Raw genomic sequence first — 20,601 nt, 5'->3', positions numbered from 1 at the left:
AGGTGCAGAACGACACTGGCGAGGCCAGATCGACGATCGCCAGGTCCCAGCCGTGCGGGTGCTCGACCAGCCAGGTCAGGCCTCGGAGCTCGGTGTCGGCGCATCCCACGATGGCGAGGTCAGTGCAGTGGCTGAGGTCTTCCGTGAGGCGGACACGGGCCGCTGCGCTGTCCTCGGCCATGAATATGCGAAGCTTTGACATGATGCATGCGTTGGGTGGCGCGAATGCGTATGGAGGTCGGCGAGCTCAGCCAGGCTTGCCGTCCAGGCGGGGGCGGGTCAGCACGGCCCAGTAGCGCAAGGCATACAAGCCGAAGCCCAATGTCCAGAAGGCGCCGGAAACAAGCACGGCGGCGAGGGTTTGGGACGGTGCGACGAGCGGCACGAAAATCCGCACGAGCGCGGCGAGCAGCACCAGCACGAAGCAGGCGGTATCGACCTGGTCGGCGCGCAGGATTCGAGCGGTGTGACCTCGCGCCGTGCGGACCATCATCCCGATGATGAGCCCCCCGGCCGCGCCGACGGTCAGCGCGTGGGTCGCCAGCGACGGCGACACCCAGCCATGCAATGCCAACACCCGCAACGCGAGGTGCACGGGAATCCACGCGTAGGCCAGGTGCAGCACGAGAACGAGTGTGTTGTTCAGCGTTTTCCAGGGCTGCCAGAGCAGCCAACGCACGACATGCACGAGCGCCGCCGGCACGGCGATGGCTGCCACGACAAGCGACGGCAGACCCATTGCGTCGCTGATCGGCAGCGCGATCAGAGAGCCCAGCGCCACCTTCTCGATCAGGGGGTGTCGCGTCGCATTGGCGCCGGAAATGCCGTTGTTGGTGAACATCGGGATCACCCGGCCGCCCATGACCGCCATGGTGAACAGCAGGACATCCAGGGCCAACTGGATGCCGATCCATGTCGGCGTCTGGACCACGCCGAGGGCCGAGAGATGGAAGGCGAATGCAGCGCCCGACAGCACCAGCAGCAATCCAATGAAGAAGTAGTTGCGGCGGTTGCGTGCAGTCACGAGAGGGATGGCCAGCGCCACCGCGCACGCCAGCGGAAACGCCGCGTTGACGACGGCGGCCGTCCAGGCGAAGGGCGTGAGAACGAGGACGCGCCCTGCCACCCACAGCGCCGCCAGGGCGGCCAGCGGCAGTCCCACGGGCGTCGGCTGGCCCGACCAGTTGCGCCCCGCGGTGAAGAGGAAGCCGACGATCACGGCGAGGGCGAAGCCGAACAGCATTTCGTGTGCATGCCACAGCGGGCCCTGGAGGTAGGCCCCCGGCAGCCAGCCGGCGAACTGCATCGCCCACAGGCCGATGGACAGCGCGGCGAAGGCGCTCGCGAGCAGATAGAACGGTCGGAAGCCGAGTTGCCACAGGGCAAAGCCGGGCCCTTCTTGGGCCGCGGGTGGTTGCGCGCGTTTGACGGCGGTGAAGGGCGCCATTACTGGGTCTTTCTGGCGCCGGCGGCGCCGTGTTGGAGTCGCCACGCCACGGCCGCGCCGGCCACGGTGGCGGCAAAGAAGCCGATCGTCGCTGCGTTGAATGAGGCGCCGGCGGCGCGCAGCGGTTCGCTGAAGGTCCCCAGGACGAGCCGCATCAGGAGCGACAGATGCAGGGCAGCCAGCGGCAGATAGAAGAAGGCGCCGAACTGCAGCTTGACCCGTGCGATCGCCGGCAGCACGACCGGCGCGTGCCCCATCATCATGCTGACGACGAAGCCGAGTCCCAACGCGTGCAGCGCTGCGTCGCGGGTGGCCCATCCGAGCGCCGTCGTGGCCCACGCCACGCCGGCGATCCCGAGCCAGGCGTAGCCGCCCAGGAGACAGACCGCCATGTAGCGGCTGATGCCGTGCGCGAACACCGTGCGTCGCGCGACATCGAAGGTCACCAGCCACGCGGCGAGCAGCACGAGCGCCGTGCCGTAGACCAGCTCACCGGCGCGCGGCGCCACGCCCGACCATGCGGCGCCCGCCAGCAGCAGCGACAGCACGACATGCAGCGTGACGCTGGCGCTCGGGCGTCGGCGCATGAGTCGCGTCATCTCCAGGCGCTCGGCGGCGATCGTCATGACGAGAAAGGCGAACCACCAGGGAAAAACTGCATTGCCGCCATGTCCCAGCGCGAACAGAACGTTGCCTGTCACCCATGCGGCCGCGCCGACCAGCAACAGAAGTGTGTGGGCCGCGTGTTGGCGCCGCACGACGACCGCGTTGACCGCAAGGAAGGACACCGCCGCCGCCACGCCGAGCCACGCGCCGGCGGCCTGCTGCCCAAGGACCAGGCACAGCGCGCCGGAGCCCGACGCGAGCGGCGCGAGGAAAGCCGCACGATGCTTGACGGCCACTGCGCGTTCGATGCCGATGACCGTGCCCAGAAAGCCGCAGATCATGAGGGCCGCATGCACCAGCAGCACCTGGCCGGTCCAGGCGAAGGAAAGCGGATCCGGCACCGCGACGCCGAGCCGCCAAAGTCCACCCGCGACACCTGCCACCAAGGAGACGGTCACCAGCGCACCGAACACCACGCGCGCGAAGATCCATAGGCGGGATGTCGATGCCCGACGGCGGGCTCGGACGGCAGGACGTTCGGCGTTCACCATCCCATGAACCGTCTGGCGTTGGCGCTCATCCGGTCTGGGGTCCAGGGCGGCTCCCACACCAGTTCGATGCAGATCTTGAGATCGGCCGGGAGGACCTTGTCCAGCTCGAGCTCTGCATCCTCGATGATGAGGTCGATGACCGGGCAGGCGGCTGAAGTCATCGTGATCAGCACGTGCGCGGTTGTGGTGTCGACCGTGACGCCGTAGATGAGGCCGACATCGACGATGTTCATCGAGACTTCCGGATCGACGACGCGTGACAGCGCTGCGGCGATCGGCTGGCGCAAGGCTGCCGGTCCGTCGTAGGGAATGGAAGCCGCCTCGAGAGTTGCCTGCTCTGGCGTACGAGCGCGACGAGAGGAGGAGGTCATGCCGCCCCCTTGGCAGCGCGACGCACTGGGGCTTGATCGACAAAGAATATTGCGGAAAGCGCCTCCCGGTTGTGAACCAGGTCCGCCAGCGTGTAGCGATGCAGCACCGCATGAAACGCCGCCACGGCCTCATCCAGCACGCCGCGCAGACGGCACAGGCCGGTGATCCGACATTCGCCACCGCCTTCCCCGAAACATTCCACGATCGCGTTGCCTTCGGTGTGACGCACAACGTCGCCGATATTGATCGAGTCGGGCGCCTTCGCGAGCGACAGACCGCCTCCCTTGCCGCGGACGTTGGCGAGCCACCCGTGCTTGCCCAGGAAATGGACCACCTTGGTCAAGTGATGCTCCGACACCGCGAAAGAGGAGGCGATCTCGGCGATGGTGGCGCGTCGCTCCGGCTGCGCGGCTAGGTAGATCAGCACCCGCAGGCTGTAGTCGGTGAAGGCGGTGAGCTTCATGATCTCTCACGGGCAAGCCGCCTCACCGTTCGGCCACGTGGCCCGCCTGGACGGCCAGACCTTTGCGGCCCTTCAAGCGCAGCGATGTTTGCGGCGCAGATTGCGACGCTGGGCGGCGCAGCAGCCGCAGCGCGTACCCGGCGAGCAGCACCGCGCCCAGGGCGAAGACGATGTCGCCCGGAACACGCATCCAGACCAGGATCTCCATCACGCGGGAATGCACGATCTCGGCAGAGCGGGCGTACCACAAGCCTTGCGTGACGCTGGCCCAGGCCTGGTAGATGCCGGCGGGCAGCAGCGACAGGAACACCATCATGGCAAGACCGATGTTGAGCCCCCAGAACGCGGGCTTGAGCAAGCCGTCGGCGTGCAGCTCGCGCTCGTACAGACCGCGCAGGCAGAACAGCATCAGCCCGATGCCCAGCATCCCGTAGACGCCGAAGAGCGCGGCGTGGCCGTGGGCGGCGGTCATGTTGAGCCCCTGCACGTAGTAGAGCGAGGCGGGCGGGTTGATCGCGAAGCCGAGCACGCCGGCACCGATGGTGTTCCAGAAGCCGACGGCCACGAAGCACATGATGGTCCACTTGTAGGCGGCGAGCCAGGGCATGGCCTGCGACCGCCGGTAGGTCTGCAGTGCCTCGAGGCCGATCAGGGTCAGCGGCACGACCTCGAGCGCGGAGAACACGGCGCCCACGGCGATCACCGACGTCGGCGTGCCGGTGAAGTAGAGGTGGTGTAGCGTTCCGAGGATGCCGCCGAACAGGAACACGATGGTTTCGGCGATGATCGCTCGGTTGGCGCTTTCGGTGCGCACCAGGCCCAGACGCGTGAAGATGAGCGCGACGACGGCGGTGGCGAACACCTCGAAGAAGCCTTCCACCCACAGGTGCACCAGCCACCAGCGCCAGTACTCGATCATCGAGTAGTGGGTGTGCTGTCCCCAAACCAGCGAGGTGGAATAGAAGCCGCCGATGCAGGTCGCCGACAGGAACACCATCGCGATGAGGCCTCGCGATGCCGAGGGCTTGGTCAATGCCGGCCACAGCGCGCGACCCAGCAGGAAGACCCAGAAGAGCAGGCCGACGAACAGCAGCACTTGCCAGACGCGGCCCATGCTCGTGTATTCCAGGCCCTGGTTGCCCAGCCAGAAGCTGAAGTCAACGCCACGGTGCTGCAAGGTGCCGAGCCAGCCGGTCAGCGTGGAGCCGACGACGATGGCGATCAGGGCCCAGAAGAGCACATCCACGCCGAGCTTCTGCAGCTTGGGCTCGCGGCCGGACAGCAGCGGGGCGATGTACAGGCCGGTGGCCAGCCACGCGGTCGCGATCCAGAAGATGCCGATCTGCGTGTGCACCGTACGGCTGACCACGTAGGGAAGCAGCTCGGCCAGCGGAAGCCCGAAGAACGACTGCCCTTCGACCGCATAGTGGGCCGTGATGACCCCCATCGCGATCTGCAGCAGCATCAGCCCGATCACCGCGAAGAAGTACTTGCGCGTGGCCTTCATGGAGGGCGTCGCGGTGGCACCGAGCAGCGGGTCCGCCTTGGGCGGCTGCGCCTCGGCTTCGTGCCTCTGGCTGCCGTGCAGCCACAGCATGGCGGCGATGGCTGCCAGCAGCAGGACGATGCTGACCATCGACCAGACGGCCGCGGAACTGGTCATGGTGTTACCGACCAGCGGCTCGTGCGGCCAGTTGCTGGTGTAGCTCAGTCCCGTCTCACCGGGTCGGTCGGTGGCCGCAGCCCACGCTGTCCAGAAGAAGAAGGCGGTCAGTGCCTGGCGGTCGGCGCGATCGGGCAGCGTGTCCAGCGTCATGGCATATTGCTCGCGCAGCGTGGCGACCGAGCCGTCGTGGCCAAACAGGGCCTCATAGTGCGCGGCCGTTTCTCGGATCGCCTGCGCGCGTTCCAACGAAACACTGACCACACCACTCGTGCTGTCGTAGGTGTTGCGCCGCATCTCGTCGATCACCGTGGCGTCGAGCGCACCGCGTTCCGATGCGCTCAGCGCGGAGGGCTCCTTGCGGTAGGCCTGTGCGTGGCGATTCTTGAGCGCAACGGCCTCACGGTGCAGCCAGTCCGCGGACCAGTCGGGTGCGACGTAGCCGCCATGGCCCCACACGGAGCCCAGCTGCTGTCCGCCGGCCGACAGCCAGACCTGTTGGCCCCGCTGGACCTGCTCGCCGGTGAAGATCACCTCGCCGTTGGAGGCGGTGACGGATGCGGGAATCGGTGGGGCCGTCAGGTAGATCTGCACGCCCAGGTAGCCGAGTGCACCGAACGAAAGTACGAAGATGAACGCGAGCCAGCGCCACAGCCTGTTGTTGTTTCTCATGACATTTCCTTGGGTCATCGAAGAGGGGCCCGGCGTTCAGGCGCCGCCGCATCCACCGCAGCAGCCCCCGCTCGCATTGGCGGTGAAGGCCGGGATCTTGGTGATGGCAACGCGCCACACCGAGGGACCTTCCTCGAGGTAGTTCCATGCGAAGCGGTTGGGCCACTGCGCCTGCAACTGCGCGCAAAGCGGCCTGGGATCGTGGTCGTTCACGAGTTCGATGGCGTGGCCGTCGTCGAGGGCGGCGAAGGTCGAAAAGATGTGCGAATGACGAAAGCGTGGTTCCAGAACTCGGACATCGACGGTGGAGGAGAAGGCTGCAGATTTCACGGGGATTCCTTGTGGATAGCGAAGGGGCTAGAAGGTGTATTCAAGATGCATCTATGCTAGGAAAGAGCCTGCCGTGAGATGTTGATCTGCATCAAGGTCCGCATCGAAATCGAGGTCACCTGCGAGCGCCATCGGAGCGCTGCGCTGCGTCACCGGCTTGAGCGCAGATGCAGGACATCTCGCCGATGTCTCGACGGTCCAGTTGCAGTGCGGCGTGGCTCGCCAGCTGCGCGGCGCTGGAGCAGCCGGAGCACGACCAGACCAAGGGGCTTGCGGCGGGATCGTTCAAGCGACCTATCCATCATGGTCAGGCCACGTAACGCAACACCGTGTAGAAGTGACAGCCGCTTCCGGCCAGCACGAACAGATGCCACAGCCCGTGGCCGTGACGGACCTTATGGTCGGTGGCGTAGAAAAGCAGGCCGACCGTGTAGCAGGCGCCGCCGGCCAGCAGCCAGCCGAAGCCCGCCGGCGTGAGCGCCCGCCAGAGTGGCCACGCCGCTACCAACGCGAGCCACCCCATGAGCATGTAGATTGCCAGCGACACGGCGCGCGCGCCTCGGACGAGCCAGATTTCCTGGACGATGCCGGCCAGCGCCAGCCCCCACACGACACCCAGCAGCGACCAGCCCCATGCGCCACGCAGCGACACCAGCGCGAACGGCGAGTAGCTGCCGGCGATCAGCAGGTAGATGGTGCAGTGATCGAATTTGCGCAGGACATCTTTCGCGCGTCCCTTGAAGCTGTGGTACAGCGTCGAGAACAGGTAGAGCGCGACCAGCATCGCGCCGTAGATGCTGAAGCCGGTGATCTTCCAAGGGTCGCCCGCGCGACTGGCCTGCGTGATCAACCAGGCCGTGCCCGCCGATGCGAACCCGGCGCCGGCGAGATGGCTGATGCTGTTGAAACGTTCGCCGCGGTACATGCCTTGCAATGCTTATTCGCGAGCGCTGCGGCGCTCGCCCAGCAAGCGCTGGATCAGGCGGTCCTTCTCTGCCCATTGGGCCTCGACCCATTCGCGAATCCGCTGGCGGTGCGCCCGGTCGCCCGATGAATCCCCGCCCAACAGTCTGGGCGGAATGGCACATTGACGGACGTCGACGGTGACGGCCTTCACCTTGCCGCACAGCAGCGCCCAGAAGCTCGGCGTCCTCTCGGGGTAGACGATGGTCACGTCGAGCATGGCCTCGAAGCGCTCGCCCATCGTGGCCAGCGCCACGCCGAGGCCACCCGTCCTGGGTTCGAGCAGATGGCGGTAGCTGCTGTTCTGCGCGGCATGCTTGGCCGCCGTGAAGCGGGTGCCCTCGGCGAAATTGATGACTGCCGTCGGAACGCGCTTGAACTTCTCGCAGGATCGTCGGGTCGCTGCCAGATCCCCTCGATGCGCATTCCGGCCTCGGCCGCGTTTCATGAACGGAAAGTCGAGCGCCCACCAGGCCAGCCCGATCACCGGCACCCAGATGAGCTCGCGCTTCAGAAAGAATTTGAGAAACGGGATGCGTCCATGGAAGGCACGCTGCAGCACCAGGATGTCGACCCAGCTCTGGTGATTGCTCGACACCAGATACCAGCCGCGGCGACTCAGACCCTCGACGCCGCGGATCTGCCATGGCGCCGGGCACGCGGGCGCGATCCATGCGTTGTTGACGGCCACCCATCCGGCGGCCAGGGTGTTCAGGATCCGGTCACAGCCGGTGCGCACGCTGTCGGCGGGCACGAGAAATTTGACCAGCGCCGGTGGCATCATCAGAGTGAAAGCGACCAGCGTGTTCAAGCCGAGCAGTGCAGCGCTGAGGGCACCGCGCAGCAGGGCGAGCATCAGTTGGAGGGCAGACAAGGAATGGCGTGCAGAAGGAGGAGCAGGGCGGCGCCTGCGTTTGCGCAGACCTTGAGTCATTCTGCGTGGGCTGCACCTTTGACTTGTTGATCCCGCTCAACCTTCGATGGCTTGCCGGTCATCGATTGGGCGCCTCGCGCAGCAGGGCGATCGAGCCCACGGTCGGTGCCGTTAGGAGGCCGCACCGCGGCGACGCCGCATCTCCGCGCCCATCGCGTCGCGCGCGCCATCGTCGAGCAGCGCGGCCGCAGCCGGATAGGCGAGCTGCTCTTCGGCTTCGATGTGAGCTCCATACAGGCGCGTGAATGCATCGATCTCCGCTGCACTGGCCGCCGAGATTGCTTGGATCTCTGCGCGCTCGAGCCGTTCGAGGATCGCGCGCACCGTGCGCCAGCGCGCCTCCATCTGAAGATGGTCCTGCTGCAGGCGAGCGACCAGCGCGAGCATGGAAGGATCGCCGCGCACGACCAGGGTCGGGAACACATGCATCTCCTCGTCGAGATGGTGCTGCGGCGCGGCCATATCGAAGTAGCGCATGACGTCGCGGGCGGCCTGCCGCGCCTGTTGATCGGCGCCGTGACGCGCGACATGGGCGCGCAGCCGCTCGAGCAGGCCGAGGGTGCGCTGCAGGCGCTCATGGCAGGCTTCCATCATCTCGAAGGGTTGTTCGAATCCGGCCGCTGGCGATGCGATGAGAGAGGCCAGGCGCGAAGAGCGGTTCATGGCGTGGGGACCAGTTCGGAGACATAGCGCCCGAGGTCCGGCCGCGCCGGACCGGCCGCGTGGGCCAGCACGGTGCCCACGCTGATGAAGCAGAGCGGTTCCTCTTGTGGGTCCAGAGCGAACAGCGCGCGCAGTCCGGTGGATTGCAGCGCCTTGCCGGAGGTCAGTGCCGAACCGTAGCCCAGGACTGTCGCGGTCAGAAGCATGTTCTGGATGGCGCATCCGGCCGACACGATCCTCTCGGCGGCCGGAATCTCCTCGTTGTCGGGGCCCAGCCGCACGATCGCCAGCATCAGGACCGGAGCGCGAAAGGCCTTCTCGCGCGCCTTGCCCCGTTCGTCAGGCGTGGCTTGCTGCAGGGCCTGCGCGAATACATCAGCGAGGCGCCCGCGTTGCGGCGGCGGCACGATGACAAAGCGCCACGGGACCAGGCCGCCGTGATCCGGCGCCGCGGCCGCGGCGCCGAGGATCTGCTCGAGTTCGGACCGCTCAGGTCCGGGCGTGCCGAGCCGCTTGGGCAGTACCGTGCGGCGCGTGTGCAGGAGTGCTGCCAGTTGCCGTTCAGTGACAGGCGGATCAGCCAGGACGGCCGTCGCAGCGCGGGCGTCCGTATCAGGAGGCATGTCGAATTCCCCGGATGAGCATGAGAGCGGCTCGCAAGAGGGCAACGAGCGTCAGCATGGTCCGGCCGAGCCGGAAGGTCAAGGTGGCGGAAACACGCAGCAGCGTCGCGGCCGCCCGGGCCGCGTTCATCCGCAACTTCCGAGGTGCCCGCACTGCGTGCAGTAGTCGCAGCCGTCCTTTCGGATCATGGCGTGGGCGCCGCATTCCGGGCACTTGGCGCCTATCAAGGGGGAGGGTGCAGCAGCCGTCGGCGTCGAAACGTCCGGCGCCGTTGGCGCCGAGCCGCTTCGCTTCCCGATCAGTTGCTGAATCGCGTACGCAATGGCGCCGACTTCGGAGTCGTGCCACATGGGCACCTGGCTGCCATCGGCCTTCACATGATGGCCCAGACGCACGGGACCGCGGTCCCATGCCACCTTGCGCATGTCGGCGAGCGCGCGTTCGAGGAAGCCCCCGCGTGCGGCCAGCGACAGCAGCCGCATGCTCGCGGTGATCCACTGCTGCGATTCGCCGCTCTGGCCCACGGGCATGAAGAACTCGATGGCCCGTTCCCGCCCGTCGGCCAGGGGCAGGAAGGACACCACCAGATAGAGCGTCTGCCGGCCCTGCTGCGTCCAGTAATCGATCTTCTCGGCGCTGGCATTCAAGGCACCCGTCGGACGGCTCTCGATCATCGCGCGCATCGGGTCGGCCGCGGCGTTGTCAGCGCGCGAGGGCGCGCCCTCTTGCGCCGTCGGCGCGACCTCCAGCACCGACCCCAGGATGCTGTTGGGCCGGTAGGTGGCCAGTCCCTTCAGGTTGGCGGTCCAGGCGTGCAGGTAGAGTCCCTTGAAGTCCTCATAGGGGTAGTCGGCGGCCACGTTGACCGTCTTCGAGATGGCAGTGTCGACGAAGGGCTGCACCGCCTCCATCATCGCCAGGTGGCCGGCCGCGGGCATCGACAGTGCCGAGACGAAGTAGGTGGGTAGCGCGTCGGTGTCCCCACCCAGGGAACGGTACAGGCGCCAGGCGTGATCTTCAACCTCGTACTCGGAGATGCTGCCGTCGGCTTCGCGCTTCTTGCGCCGATAGGTCCAGGAGAACGCCGGCTCGATGCCGTTCGAGGCGTTGTCGGCGAACGCCAGGCTCACGGTGCCGGTGGGTGCGATCGACACCAGATGGCTGTTGCGGATGCCATGCATGCGGATCTGCTCCTGCAATGCCTGGTCCAGGCGGCTGGCGAAGGTGCCGCGCGCGAGGTAGCGCTGCGCATCGAAGCGTGGGAACGGACCCTTCTCGCGCGCCAGCGCCACCGACGCGGCGTAGGCGGCGTCGCGCAGGCTGCGTGCAATGCGCATGGCCATGGCCCGGCCCTCGGGCTGGTCATAGCGCTGGCACAGCATGGCCAACGTGTCGCCCAGCCCCGTGAAGCCCACGCCGATGCGGCGCTTGGCCATGGCTTCGGCGCGCTGCTGCGGCAGCGGCCAGAAAGTGAGGTCCAGCACGTTGTCGAGCGCCCGAACCTGCAGTGCGACGGCTTCGTTGAAGCGCTGGAAATCGAACTGCGCCGCCCCGCCGATCCCGAACGGGTGGTCGACGAAGCGCGGCAGGATGATCGGCCCGAGGTCGCAGCAGCCGTAAGGCGGCAACGGCTGCTCGCCGCAGGGATTGGTCGCCTCGATGTGCTCGCAGTAGCGCAGGTTGTTGTCGTTGTTGATGGCGTCCGTGAACAGGATCCCCGGCTCGGCGAAGTCGTAGGCCGAACGCATGATCGTGTCCCAGAGGTCTCGCGCCGGCAGGCGCCGGTAGATCCAGTGGCCGTCCAGGGCCTGCGTGGCGCCTCGCGCGATCAGTTCCGACCCCGGCTTGGCGCTGTGCACGAGCGCCCATTCCTCGTCGGCCGCCAGCGCGCGCATGAACTGGTCGCTGACCGCGACGGACACGTTGAAGTTGTTCCAGCGCCCCGGCGTCCGCTTGGCGGTGATGAACTCCTGCACGTCGGGGTGGTCGATGCGCAGCACGCCCATCTGCGCGCCGCGGCGCGCCCCTGCGCTCTCGACGGTCGCGCAGGACCGGTCGAACACGTCGATGTAGCTGCACGGGCCCGAGGCCAGCGAAGCGGTGGCGCGCACCTGGGCGCCGCGCGGTCGGATACGGGAAAAGTCATAGCCGACGCCGCCGCCACGGCGCATGGTCTCAGCGGCCTCGCGCAATGCCTCGTAGATGCCGGCGTAGCCGGCTTCATCCTGGCCTTGAATGCAGTCACCTACCGGTTGCACGAAACAATTGATCAGCGTGGCATCGAGTTCGGTGCCGGCGGCACTCATGATGCGCCCGGCCCCGATGGCCCCTGCGCGAAGGTTGGCGAGGAAGCGCGCCTGCCACTGGGCGCGTTCCCCTTCGGCCTCCACCGACGCCAGCGCGCGCGCGACGCGCGCAAACAGGTCCTCGGCCTCCTGCTCGCCGGGCTTGAGGTACTTTTCCAGCAGCACGTCGCGGCTGATGGGCTGCACCGGCAGCAACGAGCCCAAACCAAGGTCGTCGCGCTTCATACGACGGTCTTCTTGGTCGCGGCGCCCGAACGGCACGAGCCGGCGCCCGGGTCGAACAAGCGGTGCTCTTCGCGAGCGCTTGAGCGGGCATCGCCGCGCGCGCCGGGCCGCTGCGAACGGGTTGGGCTGGATATGACTGTGTGCTGGTGCACGATGGGTCTCCTGAAGGGTGCTTGAGCTCGGCGATCAGACGCTCGAGCCGCCCGTAACCCACGTCCGGCAAGAGCCGGTGGGCCGTCGACGATCGGCGAGCTGCAGGCGAGGTGCATTTGGCAGGGCGGGGTGCGACGCAGTGGCTAGATGATTCGGGAGAAGCGAGCGCGCTTGCGATCCGTTTGCAGATAGCGGTCAAAGACCATCGCCACGGCCCGTACGAAGAACCAGCCCTTGTCGGTGACCGTGAGATCGCGGTCCGTGAGGCAAACGAGGCCGTCCGCCTCCAGCTGGCCGAGAGCGGCCAGTTCGGACGCGAAGTAGTCACGAAAGGTGATCAGGTGGGCGATGTCGATCGACTCGAAGTCGACATGGCCCTGGCACATGATGGCCATGATCACCGCGCGACGCAGCACGTCGTCGCGCGACAGCGCGAGCCCGCGCACCACCGGCAGCCGTCCCTGGTTGAGATGGTCGTAGTAGTCCTCCAGGGTCTTTGCGTTCTGGCTGTAGGTGCCGCCAACCCTTCCGATCGCCGATACGCCAAGCGCGACAAGGTCGCAGTCCGGCTGCGTGCTGTAGCCCTGGAAATTGCGGTGCAGCCGACCTTGGCGTTTGGCGACAGCCAGGCTGTCGTCCGGCAGCGCGAAGTGGTCCATGCCGATGTAGACATAGCCAGCGGCGGTGAGGGCGGCGATGGAGCGCGACAGCATCTCGATCTTCGTGGCCGCGTAGGGCAATTCGTCGGCGGCGATCCGGCGCTGCGGCTTGAACCTCTCGGGCAAGTGCGCGTAGGCATAGAGGGCGATACGGTCCGGACGCAGCTCGCAGATCTGCGCCAACGTGCGGTCGAACGAGGCGGCGCTTTGACGCGGCAGTCCATAGATCAAGTCGACGTTGATGGACTGGAATTTCAGCTCGCGCGCCGAGGCGACCAGATCGAATACTTGTTGTGCCGGCTGGATGCGATGTACCGCTTGCTGGACGTCGGGGTCGAAGTCCTGGACGCCGAAGCTCAGCCGATTGAAGCCCAGCCGGGCCAGGTGGGCAAGACGGTCGGCGTCGACCGTGCGTGGATCGATCTCGATGGAACATTCGGCGCCCGGCGCGAATGAAAAAGCGTCGCGCAGCATCCGCATCAGGTCGCTCAGCCCGTCATCGCTCAGGAAGGTCGGCGTCCCGCCGCCAAGGTGAAGCTGGCTCACCGGCGTCCGTGCGCCCAATTGCGCCGCGTGCAGGGCGATCTCCTTCTCCAGGTATCCCAGGTACTCACGCGCACGGGAGGCATGCCGCGTGATGATCTTGTTGCACGCGCAGTAGTAGCACAGCGATGCACAGAACGGAATGTGGACGTAGAGGGAAATGGGGGTCATGACTGCGCTGATGCCCAGCCTTCGCTGCCGCGCCGCGGCACCGTAGTCGTCAGGGCCGAAGGCCTCGACAAAGCGGTCCGCCGTCGGATAGGACGTGTAGCGAGGCCCGGCCACATCGAAGCGGGCCAGCACGTCGGCCGAGACCGAAGACGGTGAGGTTTCGTGGGGCGGAGCCAGGACAGTGGACATCATTGCGTTCAACCAAGGAAAGGCAGGTCTTCACTGTGCCTTCGTCGCGCCGGTCGTTGGTTGATGCTTGTCAACATAAACAGCCGGACCGCTCGGCAGGAGGCATCTGAACAACGATCTGGACGAGCGCCGATGACGACGATGACGCCGAGCGACTCGGTCCGCGGCCAGACGCTGGCAGGAGAGCGGTCGGATGCGCCGTCGAGGCCATGACTGCTGCGACCGTCAGGGGCGACGTTGCGTTGTGCGCGGAGCTTGCACGCTGAAGCGCCCGCGCTGCGTGCTGCCTACGAGCAGCAGGTGGTCCAGATCAATACGGCCCCGGAGACCTCAGCTTCAGCGCTCGTTCGCAAGGGCATCCACATGGGGTTCGAGCCGGGCCCGGCAGCAAATGAATCAGCGCGCAGCGCGCCTTTGCGCTTATCAGGAAAGCGCGCGGGCCAAGGTCAGCGCAGCACCAGCACGGGCACGTCGGAGTTCGCAAGCACATGCGCGGTTTCGCTGCCCAGGAAAGCGCGTGCCAGCCCTTTTCGTCCGTGCGAGGCCATCACGATGAGATCGCTGCCGTGCTTGCTGGCGGCACCAATGATTGAATCGGCCACTCGATTCGATTTGACAGACGCCGTACTGACCCGTACGCCGCATGCCTCGGCGCGCTTCTCGAGCGCCTCGAGCATGGTCTTGGCCTGCTGAGCGCGCCGGCACCCGATGCGGTCGATCTCCTCGGCTTCGAATTCGATGGTGCCGTCCATGTAGCTCTTGGCTTGCCGTCGTACCACGGTCACGGCCCTGAGCTCGGCCTTGTGCTCCGCAGCCAGGTCGATGGCTTTCGAGACGGCCTTTTCCGCCAGCACGGAGCCGTCAGTGGCAACAAGAATGCGCTTGAACATGAACTGTCTCCTCGGAGGTTGAGTTTCTGCAGCGTAGCCCCGCGGGGGCTTTGGAGCTTGATCCAGATCAAGCATGCACCCGGTTTCAAACGCAGAATGCGGCAAGCGAACGAGCACATGGACCTGCCGACGCACCAGAGAAGGCGACGACTGAGAGGAATGGTGAGCGCGCGTCGAGCGCGCGCGCAACATAGGAATGCAGCTGTATCCGAACGAGGAGCCGATCCCGATGACTGACCGAACTCGTGAGCCTGCCTGGGCCTATGGATCCCAGCAACAAGGCCGGGATCGGTGCGTCAGCAGTGGGGCGCATGCGATGTGCAGCATGTCCCACTTGGGCCTTGCTGTCTCAAACGCCTACGCGCGTCGACTCGTCGGCCGGCCGGATCTGCTGCATCGAACGCGCTCCACTTGTGCGGCCGCTGCCGCAACGCTGACATGCGCTCGATGAACAGATCTCGGCAATGGACGCTGGGCGCCAAGCTGGCGCTGGTCGCCATGCCGTTCCTGTTGGCAGCCCTTGGCGCCATCGCGACCTTGGTCTACATGTCATGGCAGATCGAGGGGGGTGCCGCTGCGGTCAACGAAGCTGGGCGCATGCGCATGCAAACCTATCGGATGGTGCTGTCGGCTGGCGCGGGCGATGTGCGGGCGCTGTCACAGCAGGTGGCAGAGTTCGAGCGCAGCCTCCAGGGACTGCGCCGCGGCGACACCGAACGGCCGTTGTTCGTACCCTGGGACGACACCGTGCGCCAACGCTTCGCTGTGGTCGAACGCGACTGGGCCGCCTTTCGCCGGCGCCTGAACGATTCGATGGCGCCGGGCGTCGCGACCCGCCTCGGCGACGACGCCGTTGCGTTCACGTCGAGCATCGATGCATTCGTCGCCGGCATCGAGGCCCATTTGTCGCGATGGACTGCGCTGATGCATTTGCTGCAGGTCGCGATGATGGGCGTGGCGCTCATCGGCGCGGCGGTGCTGGTCCATACCGGTTACCGCTTCGTCCTGGAGCCGCTGGGATTGCTCAAGCGAGCGATTCACCGCCTCCAGGATGGCGAACTCGGCGCCCGCGTCGAGCGCACCAGCACGGACGAGTTCGGCACCCTGGCGGAGGGATTCAACAACATGGCCGAGCAGCTGCAGGCCATGTACCGGAATCTGGAAGGCCGGGTCCAGGAGAAGACGGCGCAGTTGGAGAAAGAGCGCGGCCGGCTGGAATGCCTCTATGAGGTGACGACGCTGGTCGCCAAGGCCTCGACACTCGACAAACTGGCGCAGGGGTTCACGCAGAGCATCGCGCAGATCGCACATGCCGACGGCGTCGCCTTGCGCTGGTCGGACGAGGCGAACCGTCGGTACCTGATGCTCGCCTCGCAGGGCTTGCCGCAGGCGATGACCGATGCCGAGCACTGCCTGGCGGCTGGCGATTGCCATTGCGGCTCGCCGCTGGCATCGCCGGGCGCGCGTGTCATTCCGATTCGTACCATGCAGCCCCTCCGGATGCGACATTGCGCCCAGGCCGGCTTCGAGACCGTGGTGTCCATACCGATCCGGCTGCATGAGCGGCTGATGGGTGAGGTGGACCTCTTCTTCCACGCCCAGATCACGATCTCCGAAGCCGAGCGCTCCCTGCTCGAATCGCTCACGGTCCACCTCGCGGGCGCGATGGAAAACCTGCGCCTCAACTCGCTCGGGCTGGAGGCCGCCATCTCGCAGGAGCGCGGCTTCCTCGCGCGCGAGCTGCACGACTCGATTGCCCAGTCGCTCGCGTTCCTGAAGATCCAGGTCCAGCTCATGCGCGACGCGATCGCCGCCGGCGATCCCCTGAAGGTCCAACACGTATTGGGCGAGATCGACGTCGGCGTGCGTGAGAGCTACGGCGACGTGCGGGAGCTGCTGATGCACTTCCGCACCCGGGCCAACAGCGAAGACATCGAACCCGCACTTCTCACGACGCTGCGAAAGTTCGAGCACCAGAGCGGCCTGAAGGCAAGCCTGCAGATGCTCGGCCAGGGCATGCCCTTGCTCCCGGACACTCAGATCCAGGTGCTGCATATCGTGCAGGAGGCGCTGTCGAATGTTCGCAAGCACGCCCGTGCCAGCCAGGTGTGGCTGGACGTGCAGCAGGCGCCGCAGTGGCGGCTCGAGGTGCGCGACGATGGCCTCGGGTTTCCCGACGGCCACGGCGCGCCTGACGAGACCCACGTGGGCCTGCGCATCATGGCGGAGCGCGCCGAACGCCTGGGTGCGCAGCTCGACGTGATGTCCTCGCCCGGCCGCGGCACCTCGGTCGTCCTGACCCTGCCAATGATGTCCCGCACCGGCGGCGCGGCGGCGCCACTGCAACGCCAAGTCGCCTGAATCCCCATGACCGAGCTGCCCCCGAAGATCCGCATCCTGGTTGTCGACGACCATACCTTGTTCCGGCGTGGCCTGACGGCACTGCTGCATCGCGATCCGCAGTTCGAGGTCGTCGGCGACGCCGGCGATGCGGGCGAGGCGCAGCGCCGCGCCCAGGAGTTGAAGCCCGACGTGATCCTGCTGGACAACCACCTGCCGGGCGTCACGGGCGTCGATGCCCTGCCGGCACTGCGCGAGGCCGTGCCCGCAGCACGGGTGCTGATGCTGACGGTGAGCGAAGACGAACGCGACCTCGCGGGCGCGCTGCGTGCCGGCGCGAGCGGCTACCTGCTCAAGACCATCGAGGGCGATGCGCTGGCCGCGGCGATCCGTCGCGCGATGCGCGGCGAGAGCATCGTGGCCGAGGAGATGACCGGCAAGCTGGTGGCGGCCTACTGTGATGCCGCCGCGCCGCAGCCTGCCCAGGTTGTGGAGCCCGCGGCGCCGGCGTCGCCGCTGCACGCGCTGTCGCCGCGCGAGCAGGACATCCTGCGCGGTATCGCGAACGGCCAGGGCAACAAGGAGATCGCGCGCTCGCTGGGCATCGCCGAAACCACGGTGAAGATCCATGTGCAGCACATCCTGCGCAAGCTCGACGTGAGCTCGCGCGTGCAGGCTGCCGTTATCGCAGTCGAGCACGGCCTGGCTTGATCCAGCGCAAGCGCGCGCCGTTTTCCCACAGCGCTAGTTCTTCATGAGGATGCCGGCGAGCGGCCGCATCGTTCTTGTGCCGCCCCGCGGCCCTCCCACCGAAGGATGCCGCAAGCTGCCCGCATTTCCTAAAGTCGGTTCATGAGCAACGAGCGGACTTCGTCATGAGCAAGAAGAGCCAGGCACTGGCGGTGCTGATGGTCAGCACGCTGGCATTCACGGTGTGCTTCATGGTGTGGATGATGTTCGGCGTGATCGGCATCCCGATCAAGAAGACGCTGGGTCTCAACGCCACCGAGTTCGGCCTGCTGACCGCCACGCCGGTGCTCACCGGTTCCCTGATCCGCGTGCCCCTGGGCATCTGGACCGACAAGTACGGCGGGCGCATCGTGATGGCGCTGCTGATGGCGCTCACCGTGCCCGCCATCTGGCTGATGAGCTACGCCACGGCGTACTGGCACTTCCTGGTCATCGGCCTGTTCGTCGGCCTGGCCGGCGGCTCGTTCTCGGTGGGCACGCCGTATGTGGCGCGTTGGTTCCCGAACAACCGCCAGGGCTTCGCGATGGGCGTCTACGGCGCCGGCAACTCGGGCGCGGCGGTCAACAAGTTCATCGCGCCGGCGCTGGTCGTCGCCTTCGGCTGGGCCATGGTGCCGCAGGTCTATGCCGCGGTCATGCTCGGTACCTTGCTGCTGTTCTGGATCTTCAGCGCGAGCGACCCGGCGCACCGCGTGCCGAGCCACACCCGCTTTTCGGACCAGCTGCGCGCGCTGCAGGACCCGAAGGTCATCAAGTACTGCCAGTACTACAGCATCGTGTTCGGCGGCTACGTGGCGCTGAGCCTGTGGATGGTGCAGTACTACATTGGCGAGTTCGGCCTCGACATCCGCGCCGCGGCGCTGCTGGCCGCGTGCTTCTCGCTGCCGGGCGGCGTGCTGCGCGCGGTGGGCGGCTGGCTGAGCGACAAGTACGGCGCGCATTCGGTCACCTGGTGGGTCATGTGGGTCAGCTGGATCTGCCTGTTCCTGCTGAGCTACCCGCAGACCGACTTCACCATCGTCACCATCACCGGCCCGAAGACCTTTCATCTGGGCCTGAACGTCTACGCCTTCACCGCCCTGATGTTCCTGCTCGGCATCGCCTTCGCCTTCGGCAAGGCCTCGGTGTTCAAGTACATCGCCGACGACTACCCCGAGAACATCGGAACCATCAGCGGCATCGTCGGCCTGGCCGGCGGGCTGGGCGGCTTCGTGCTGCCGATCATGTTCGGCGCGCTGGTGGACTTCACCGGCATCCGCTCCAGCGCCTTCATGCTGATGTACGGCGTGGTCTGGGTGTCGCTGATCTGGATGTACTGGACCGAGGTGCGCGGCACCGAGGTCATGGGCCGGCACGCGCACGCCTTCAGCCTCGACGGCCGCAGCGCTTCCCCTTCCTTGCAGGAACCCGCATGAACACCACCATCGACACCAAGGCTCCGGTGCGGCCCACGAGCGGCGCCGACATCGCCGACTGGCGCCCCGAGGACGAGGCCTTCTGGGCGTCCACCGGCCGGCGCATCGCCTACCGCAACCTGTGGATCTCCGTGCCCAGCCTGTTGTGCGGCTTCGCGATCTGGGGCATGTGGGGAATCATCACGGTCCAGATGCTGAACCTGGGCTTTCCGTTCAGCCAGGCCGAGCTGTTCTCGCTCACCGCGATCTCGGGGCTGGCCGGCGCGACGATGCGCATTCCGGCCTCGTTCCTGATTCGCCTCGCGGGTGGCCGCAACACCATCTTCCTGACCACCGCCATGCTGCTGGCGCCGGCCATCGGCACCGGCATCGTGCTGCAGCACAAGGACTGGCCTCTGTGGGCCTTCCAGCTGATGGCGCTGTGGTCGGGCGTGGGCGGCGGCAACTTCGCGAGCTCGATGTCCAACATCAGCACCTTCTTTCCCAAGCGGCTGCAGGGCACGGCATTGGGGCTGAACGCCGGCCTGGGCAACTTCGGCGTGACGAGCATGCAGATCGTCATTCCGCTGGTCATGACGCTCGGACTGTTCGGCGCGCTGGGTGGCGAGCCGATGACGCTCGTCAAGGACAGCGGCTGGATCTTCGGCAAGATCGCGGCCGGCACACCCACCTGGATCCAGAACGCGGGCTTCGCCTGGCTGCTGTCGCTGGTGCCGCTGGCGGCCTTGTGCTGGTTCGGCATGAACAACCTGAAGACCGTCTCGCCGAACACGGGCGGCGCGATCGTCGCCTTCCTGAAGATCATCTGGCTCTACACGCTGTCGTTCGTTCCGGCCGGCCTCGGCCTGTACCTGTACCTGCCTCCGCCCACCGGCCTCGGGGTGCTGAACATGTGGGTCGCGATGCCGCTGATCATCGTCAGCACGCTGCTGGTGCTCAAGCTCACCGCCTTCGGCCCGATGAAGGAGAACATTGCCAAGCAGTTCGATATCTTCCGCAACCGGCACACCTGGGCGTTGACGCTGCTGTACATCGTGACCTTCGGCTCGTTCATCGGGTTCTCGATGGCGCTGCCGCTGGCCATCACGGTGATCTTCGGTGTCAGTCATGTGCCCGATGCGGCCGGCGTGATGCAGCACGTGCTGAAGAACCCGAATGCGCCTTCGGCCCTCACCTATGCCTGGATCGGGCCCTTCGTCGGCGCGGCAATGCGGCCGCTGGGCGGTTGGATCTCGGACAAGATCGGCGGCTCGATCGTCACCCAGATCATCTCGGCTTTGATGGTGCTCGCCTCGACGGCGGTGGGCTACGTGATGCTGCTGGCCTACCGCTCGGCCGCGCCCGAGCAGTACTTCCTGATCTTCATGGTGCTGTTCGTGGTGCTGTTCACCGCCAGCGGCATCGGCAACGGCTCGACCTTCCGCACCATCGGTGTGATCTTCGACCGACAGCAAGCCGGTCCCGTGCTCGGCTGGACCTCGGCCGTGGCGGCCTACGGGGCCTTCATCGCACCGGTAGTGATCGGCGCCCAGATCAAGGCCGCCACGCCCGAGCTTGCCATGTACGGCTTCGCGGCGTTCTACGCCCTGTGCCTCATTCTCAACTGGTGGTTCTACCTGCGCGCCAACGCGTACGTGAGAAACCCCTGAGCCCACGAATTTTCCGGAGACCC

18 protein-coding genes are annotated in these 20,601 nt (G+C 66.6%); 4 read left to right on the top strand and 14 right to left on the bottom strand.

Features of this window, described 5'->3' with window-relative positions; translation table 11 throughout:
- Positions 1-247: 247 nt before the first annotated feature.
- From BLS74_RS27790 to BLS74_RS27725, 14 genes are all read right to left on the bottom strand, one after another.
- Positions 248-1,447: an NnrS family protein gene (locus tag BLS74_RS27790; RefSeq protein WP_093110359.1), complete on the bottom strand. Its 1,200-nt coding sequence runs from the start codon at positions 1,445-1,447 to the stop codon at positions 248-250.
- On the bottom strand, positions 1,447-2,511 hold the full coding sequence (locus tag BLS74_RS27785; RefSeq protein ID WP_244504033.1) for a hypothetical protein: 1,065 nt from the start codon (positions 2,509-2,511) through the stop codon (positions 1,447-1,449). Before BLS74_RS27785 ends, BLS74_RS27790 begins: the two co-directional genes overlap by 1 nt.
- An 86-nt stretch (positions 2,512-2,597) precedes the next feature.
- The gene (locus BLS74_RS27780) at positions 2,598-2,891 is read right to left on the bottom strand and encodes a metal-sulfur cluster assembly factor (protein WP_244504032.1); all 294 of its coding nucleotides are present in this window, start codon (positions 2,889-2,891) and stop codon (positions 2,598-2,600) included.
- Between the two features lie 80 nt (positions 2,892-2,971).
- Positions 2,972-3,439, bottom strand: coding sequence for an RrF2 family transcriptional regulator (locus tag BLS74_RS27775; protein ID WP_093110357.1), 468 nt, complete (start codon positions 3,437-3,439; stop codon positions 2,972-2,974).
- A gap of 22 nt (positions 3,440-3,461) precedes the next feature.
- Complete coding sequence (locus BLS74_RS27770) at positions 3,462-5,774, bottom strand: nitric-oxide reductase large subunit (RefSeq protein WP_093110356.1); 2,313 nt, start codon at positions 5,772-5,774, stop codon at positions 3,462-3,464.
- A 36-nt stretch (positions 5,775-5,810) separates the two neighbouring features.
- Positions 5,811-6,104, bottom strand: coding sequence for a DUF2249 domain-containing protein (locus BLS74_RS27765; protein ID WP_093110355.1), 294 nt, complete (start codon positions 6,102-6,104; stop codon positions 5,811-5,813).
- 115 nt (positions 6,105-6,219) lie between these two features.
- Positions 6,220-6,393 carry a putative zinc-binding protein gene (locus BLS74_RS27760; protein ID WP_280142668.1) on the bottom strand — a complete coding sequence of 58 codons (174 nt, stop codon included), beginning with the start codon at positions 6,391-6,393 and terminating at the stop codon, positions 6,220-6,222.
- Positions 6,394-6,411: 18 nt separating this feature from the next.
- Positions 6,412-7,029: a PAQR family membrane homeostasis protein TrhA gene (locus BLS74_RS27755; protein WP_093110354.1), complete on the bottom strand. Its 618-nt coding sequence runs from the start codon at positions 7,027-7,029 to the stop codon at positions 6,412-6,414.
- A gap of 12 nt (positions 7,030-7,041) precedes the next feature.
- Entirely contained in the window at positions 7,042-7,941 is a 900-nt protein-coding gene (locus BLS74_RS27750) for an acyltransferase (protein WP_244504031.1), read from the bottom strand.
- Between the two features lie 171 nt (positions 7,942-8,112).
- Positions 8,113-8,664, bottom strand: a complete 552-nt coding sequence (locus BLS74_RS27745) for a hemerythrin domain-containing protein (protein WP_244504030.1) — start codon at positions 8,662-8,664, stop codon at positions 8,113-8,115.
- Entirely contained in the window at positions 8,661-9,287 is a 627-nt protein-coding gene (locus tag BLS74_RS27740) for a nitroreductase family protein (RefSeq protein ID WP_093110352.1), read from the bottom strand. Before BLS74_RS27740 ends, BLS74_RS27745 begins: the two co-directional genes overlap by 4 nt.
- Positions 9,288-9,413: 126 nt before the next feature.
- The gene (locus BLS74_RS27735; protein ID WP_093110351.1) at positions 9,414-11,819 is read right to left on the bottom strand and encodes an adenosylcobalamin-dependent ribonucleoside-diphosphate reductase; all 2,406 of its coding nucleotides are present in this window, start codon (positions 11,817-11,819) and stop codon (positions 9,414-9,416) included.
- Between the two features lie 296 nt (positions 11,820-12,115).
- Positions 12,116-13,534 (bottom strand): oxygen-independent coproporphyrinogen III oxidase, encoded by a 1,419-nt coding sequence (gene hemN, locus BLS74_RS27730; RefSeq protein WP_093110390.1) that lies wholly within the window; start codon positions 13,532-13,534, stop codon positions 12,116-12,118.
- Between the two features lie 446 nt (positions 13,535-13,980).
- Positions 13,981-14,499, bottom strand: coding sequence for a universal stress protein (locus BLS74_RS27725; protein WP_348272441.1), 519 nt, complete (start codon positions 14,497-14,499; stop codon positions 13,981-13,983).
- A gap of 372 nt (positions 14,500-14,871) precedes the next feature.
- Here BLS74_RS27725 and BLS74_RS27720 point away from each other — a divergent pair, with 372 nt between their 5' ends.
- From BLS74_RS27720 to BLS74_RS27705, 4 genes are all read left to right on the top strand, one after another.
- Entirely contained in the window at positions 14,872-16,785 is a 1,914-nt protein-coding gene (locus BLS74_RS27720) for a type IV pili methyl-accepting chemotaxis transducer N-terminal domain-containing protein (RefSeq protein ID WP_093110389.1), read from the top strand.
- Between the two features lie 6 nt (positions 16,786-16,791).
- The gene (locus BLS74_RS27715) at positions 16,792-17,475 is read left to right on the top strand and encodes a response regulator (protein WP_093110349.1); all 684 of its coding nucleotides are present in this window, start codon (positions 16,792-16,794) and stop codon (positions 17,473-17,475) included.
- 164 nt (positions 17,476-17,639) lie between these two features.
- Entirely contained in the window at positions 17,640-18,929 is a 1,290-nt protein-coding gene (locus BLS74_RS27710; protein ID WP_093110348.1) for an MFS transporter, read from the top strand.
- Complete coding sequence (locus tag BLS74_RS27705; protein WP_093110347.1) at positions 18,926-20,578, top strand: MFS transporter; 1,653 nt, start codon at positions 18,926-18,928, stop codon at positions 20,576-20,578. Before BLS74_RS27710 ends, BLS74_RS27705 begins: the two co-directional genes overlap by 4 nt.
- Positions 20,579-20,601: the final 23 nt, after the last annotated feature.

The organism is Variovorax sp. CF079 (genome assembly GCF_900101545.1).
In the GTDB taxonomy this organism is placed as follows: domain Bacteria; phylum Pseudomonadota; class Gammaproteobacteria; order Burkholderiales; family Burkholderiaceae_C; genus Variovorax.
Note: the sequence above shows the minus strand (reverse complement) of the source record. Positions and strands in the feature narration are given on the sequence as shown.

What these genes read in the sequence shown, in the direction of transcription:
- BLS74_RS27710 (WP_093110348.1), top strand. Translation starts at nt 17,640, where the DNA reads ATGAGCAAGAAGAGCCAGGCACTGGCGGTGCTGATGGTCAGCACGCTG.
- hemN (WP_093110390.1), bottom strand. Translation starts at nt 13,534, where the DNA reads ATGTCCACTGTCCTGGCTCCGCCCCACGAAACCTCACCGTCTTCGGTC.
- BLS74_RS27720 (WP_093110389.1), top strand. Translation starts at nt 14,872, where the DNA reads ATGAACAGATCTCGGCAATGGACGCTGGGCGCCAAGCTGGCGCTGGTC.
- BLS74_RS27755 (WP_093110354.1), bottom strand. Translation starts at nt 7,029, where the DNA reads ATGTACCGCGGCGAACGTTTCAACAGCATCAGCCATCTCGCCGGCGCC.
- BLS74_RS27715 (WP_093110349.1), top strand. Translation starts at nt 16,792, where the DNA reads ATGACCGAGCTGCCCCCGAAGATCCGCATCCTGGTTGTCGACGACCAT.
- BLS74_RS27725 (WP_348272441.1), bottom strand. Translation starts at nt 14,499, where the DNA reads ATGCTTGATCTGGATCAAGCTCCAAAGCCCCCGCGGGGCTACGCTGCA.
- BLS74_RS27770 (WP_093110356.1), bottom strand. Translation starts at nt 5,774, where the DNA reads ATGAGAAACAACAACAGGCTGTGGCGCTGGCTCGCGTTCATCTTCGTA.
- BLS74_RS27705 (WP_093110347.1), top strand. Translation starts at nt 18,926, where the DNA reads ATGAACACCACCATCGACACCAAGGCTCCGGTGCGGCCCACGAGCGGC.
- BLS74_RS27740 (WP_093110352.1), bottom strand. Translation starts at nt 9,287, where the DNA reads ATGCCTCCTGATACGGACGCCCGCGCTGCGACGGCCGTCCTGGCTGAT.
- BLS74_RS27775 (WP_093110357.1), bottom strand. Translation starts at nt 3,439, where the DNA reads ATGAAGCTCACCGCCTTCACCGACTACAGCCTGCGGGTGCTGATCTAC.
- BLS74_RS27790 (WP_093110359.1), bottom strand. Translation starts at nt 1,447, where the DNA reads ATGGCGCCCTTCACCGCCGTCAAACGCGCGCAACCACCCGCGGCCCAA.
- BLS74_RS27745 (WP_244504030.1), bottom strand. Translation starts at nt 8,664, where the DNA reads ATGAACCGCTCTTCGCGCCTGGCCTCTCTCATCGCATCGCCAGCGGCC.
- BLS74_RS27735 (WP_093110351.1), bottom strand. Translation starts at nt 11,819, where the DNA reads ATGAAGCGCGACGACCTTGGTTTGGGCTCGTTGCTGCCGGTGCAGCCC.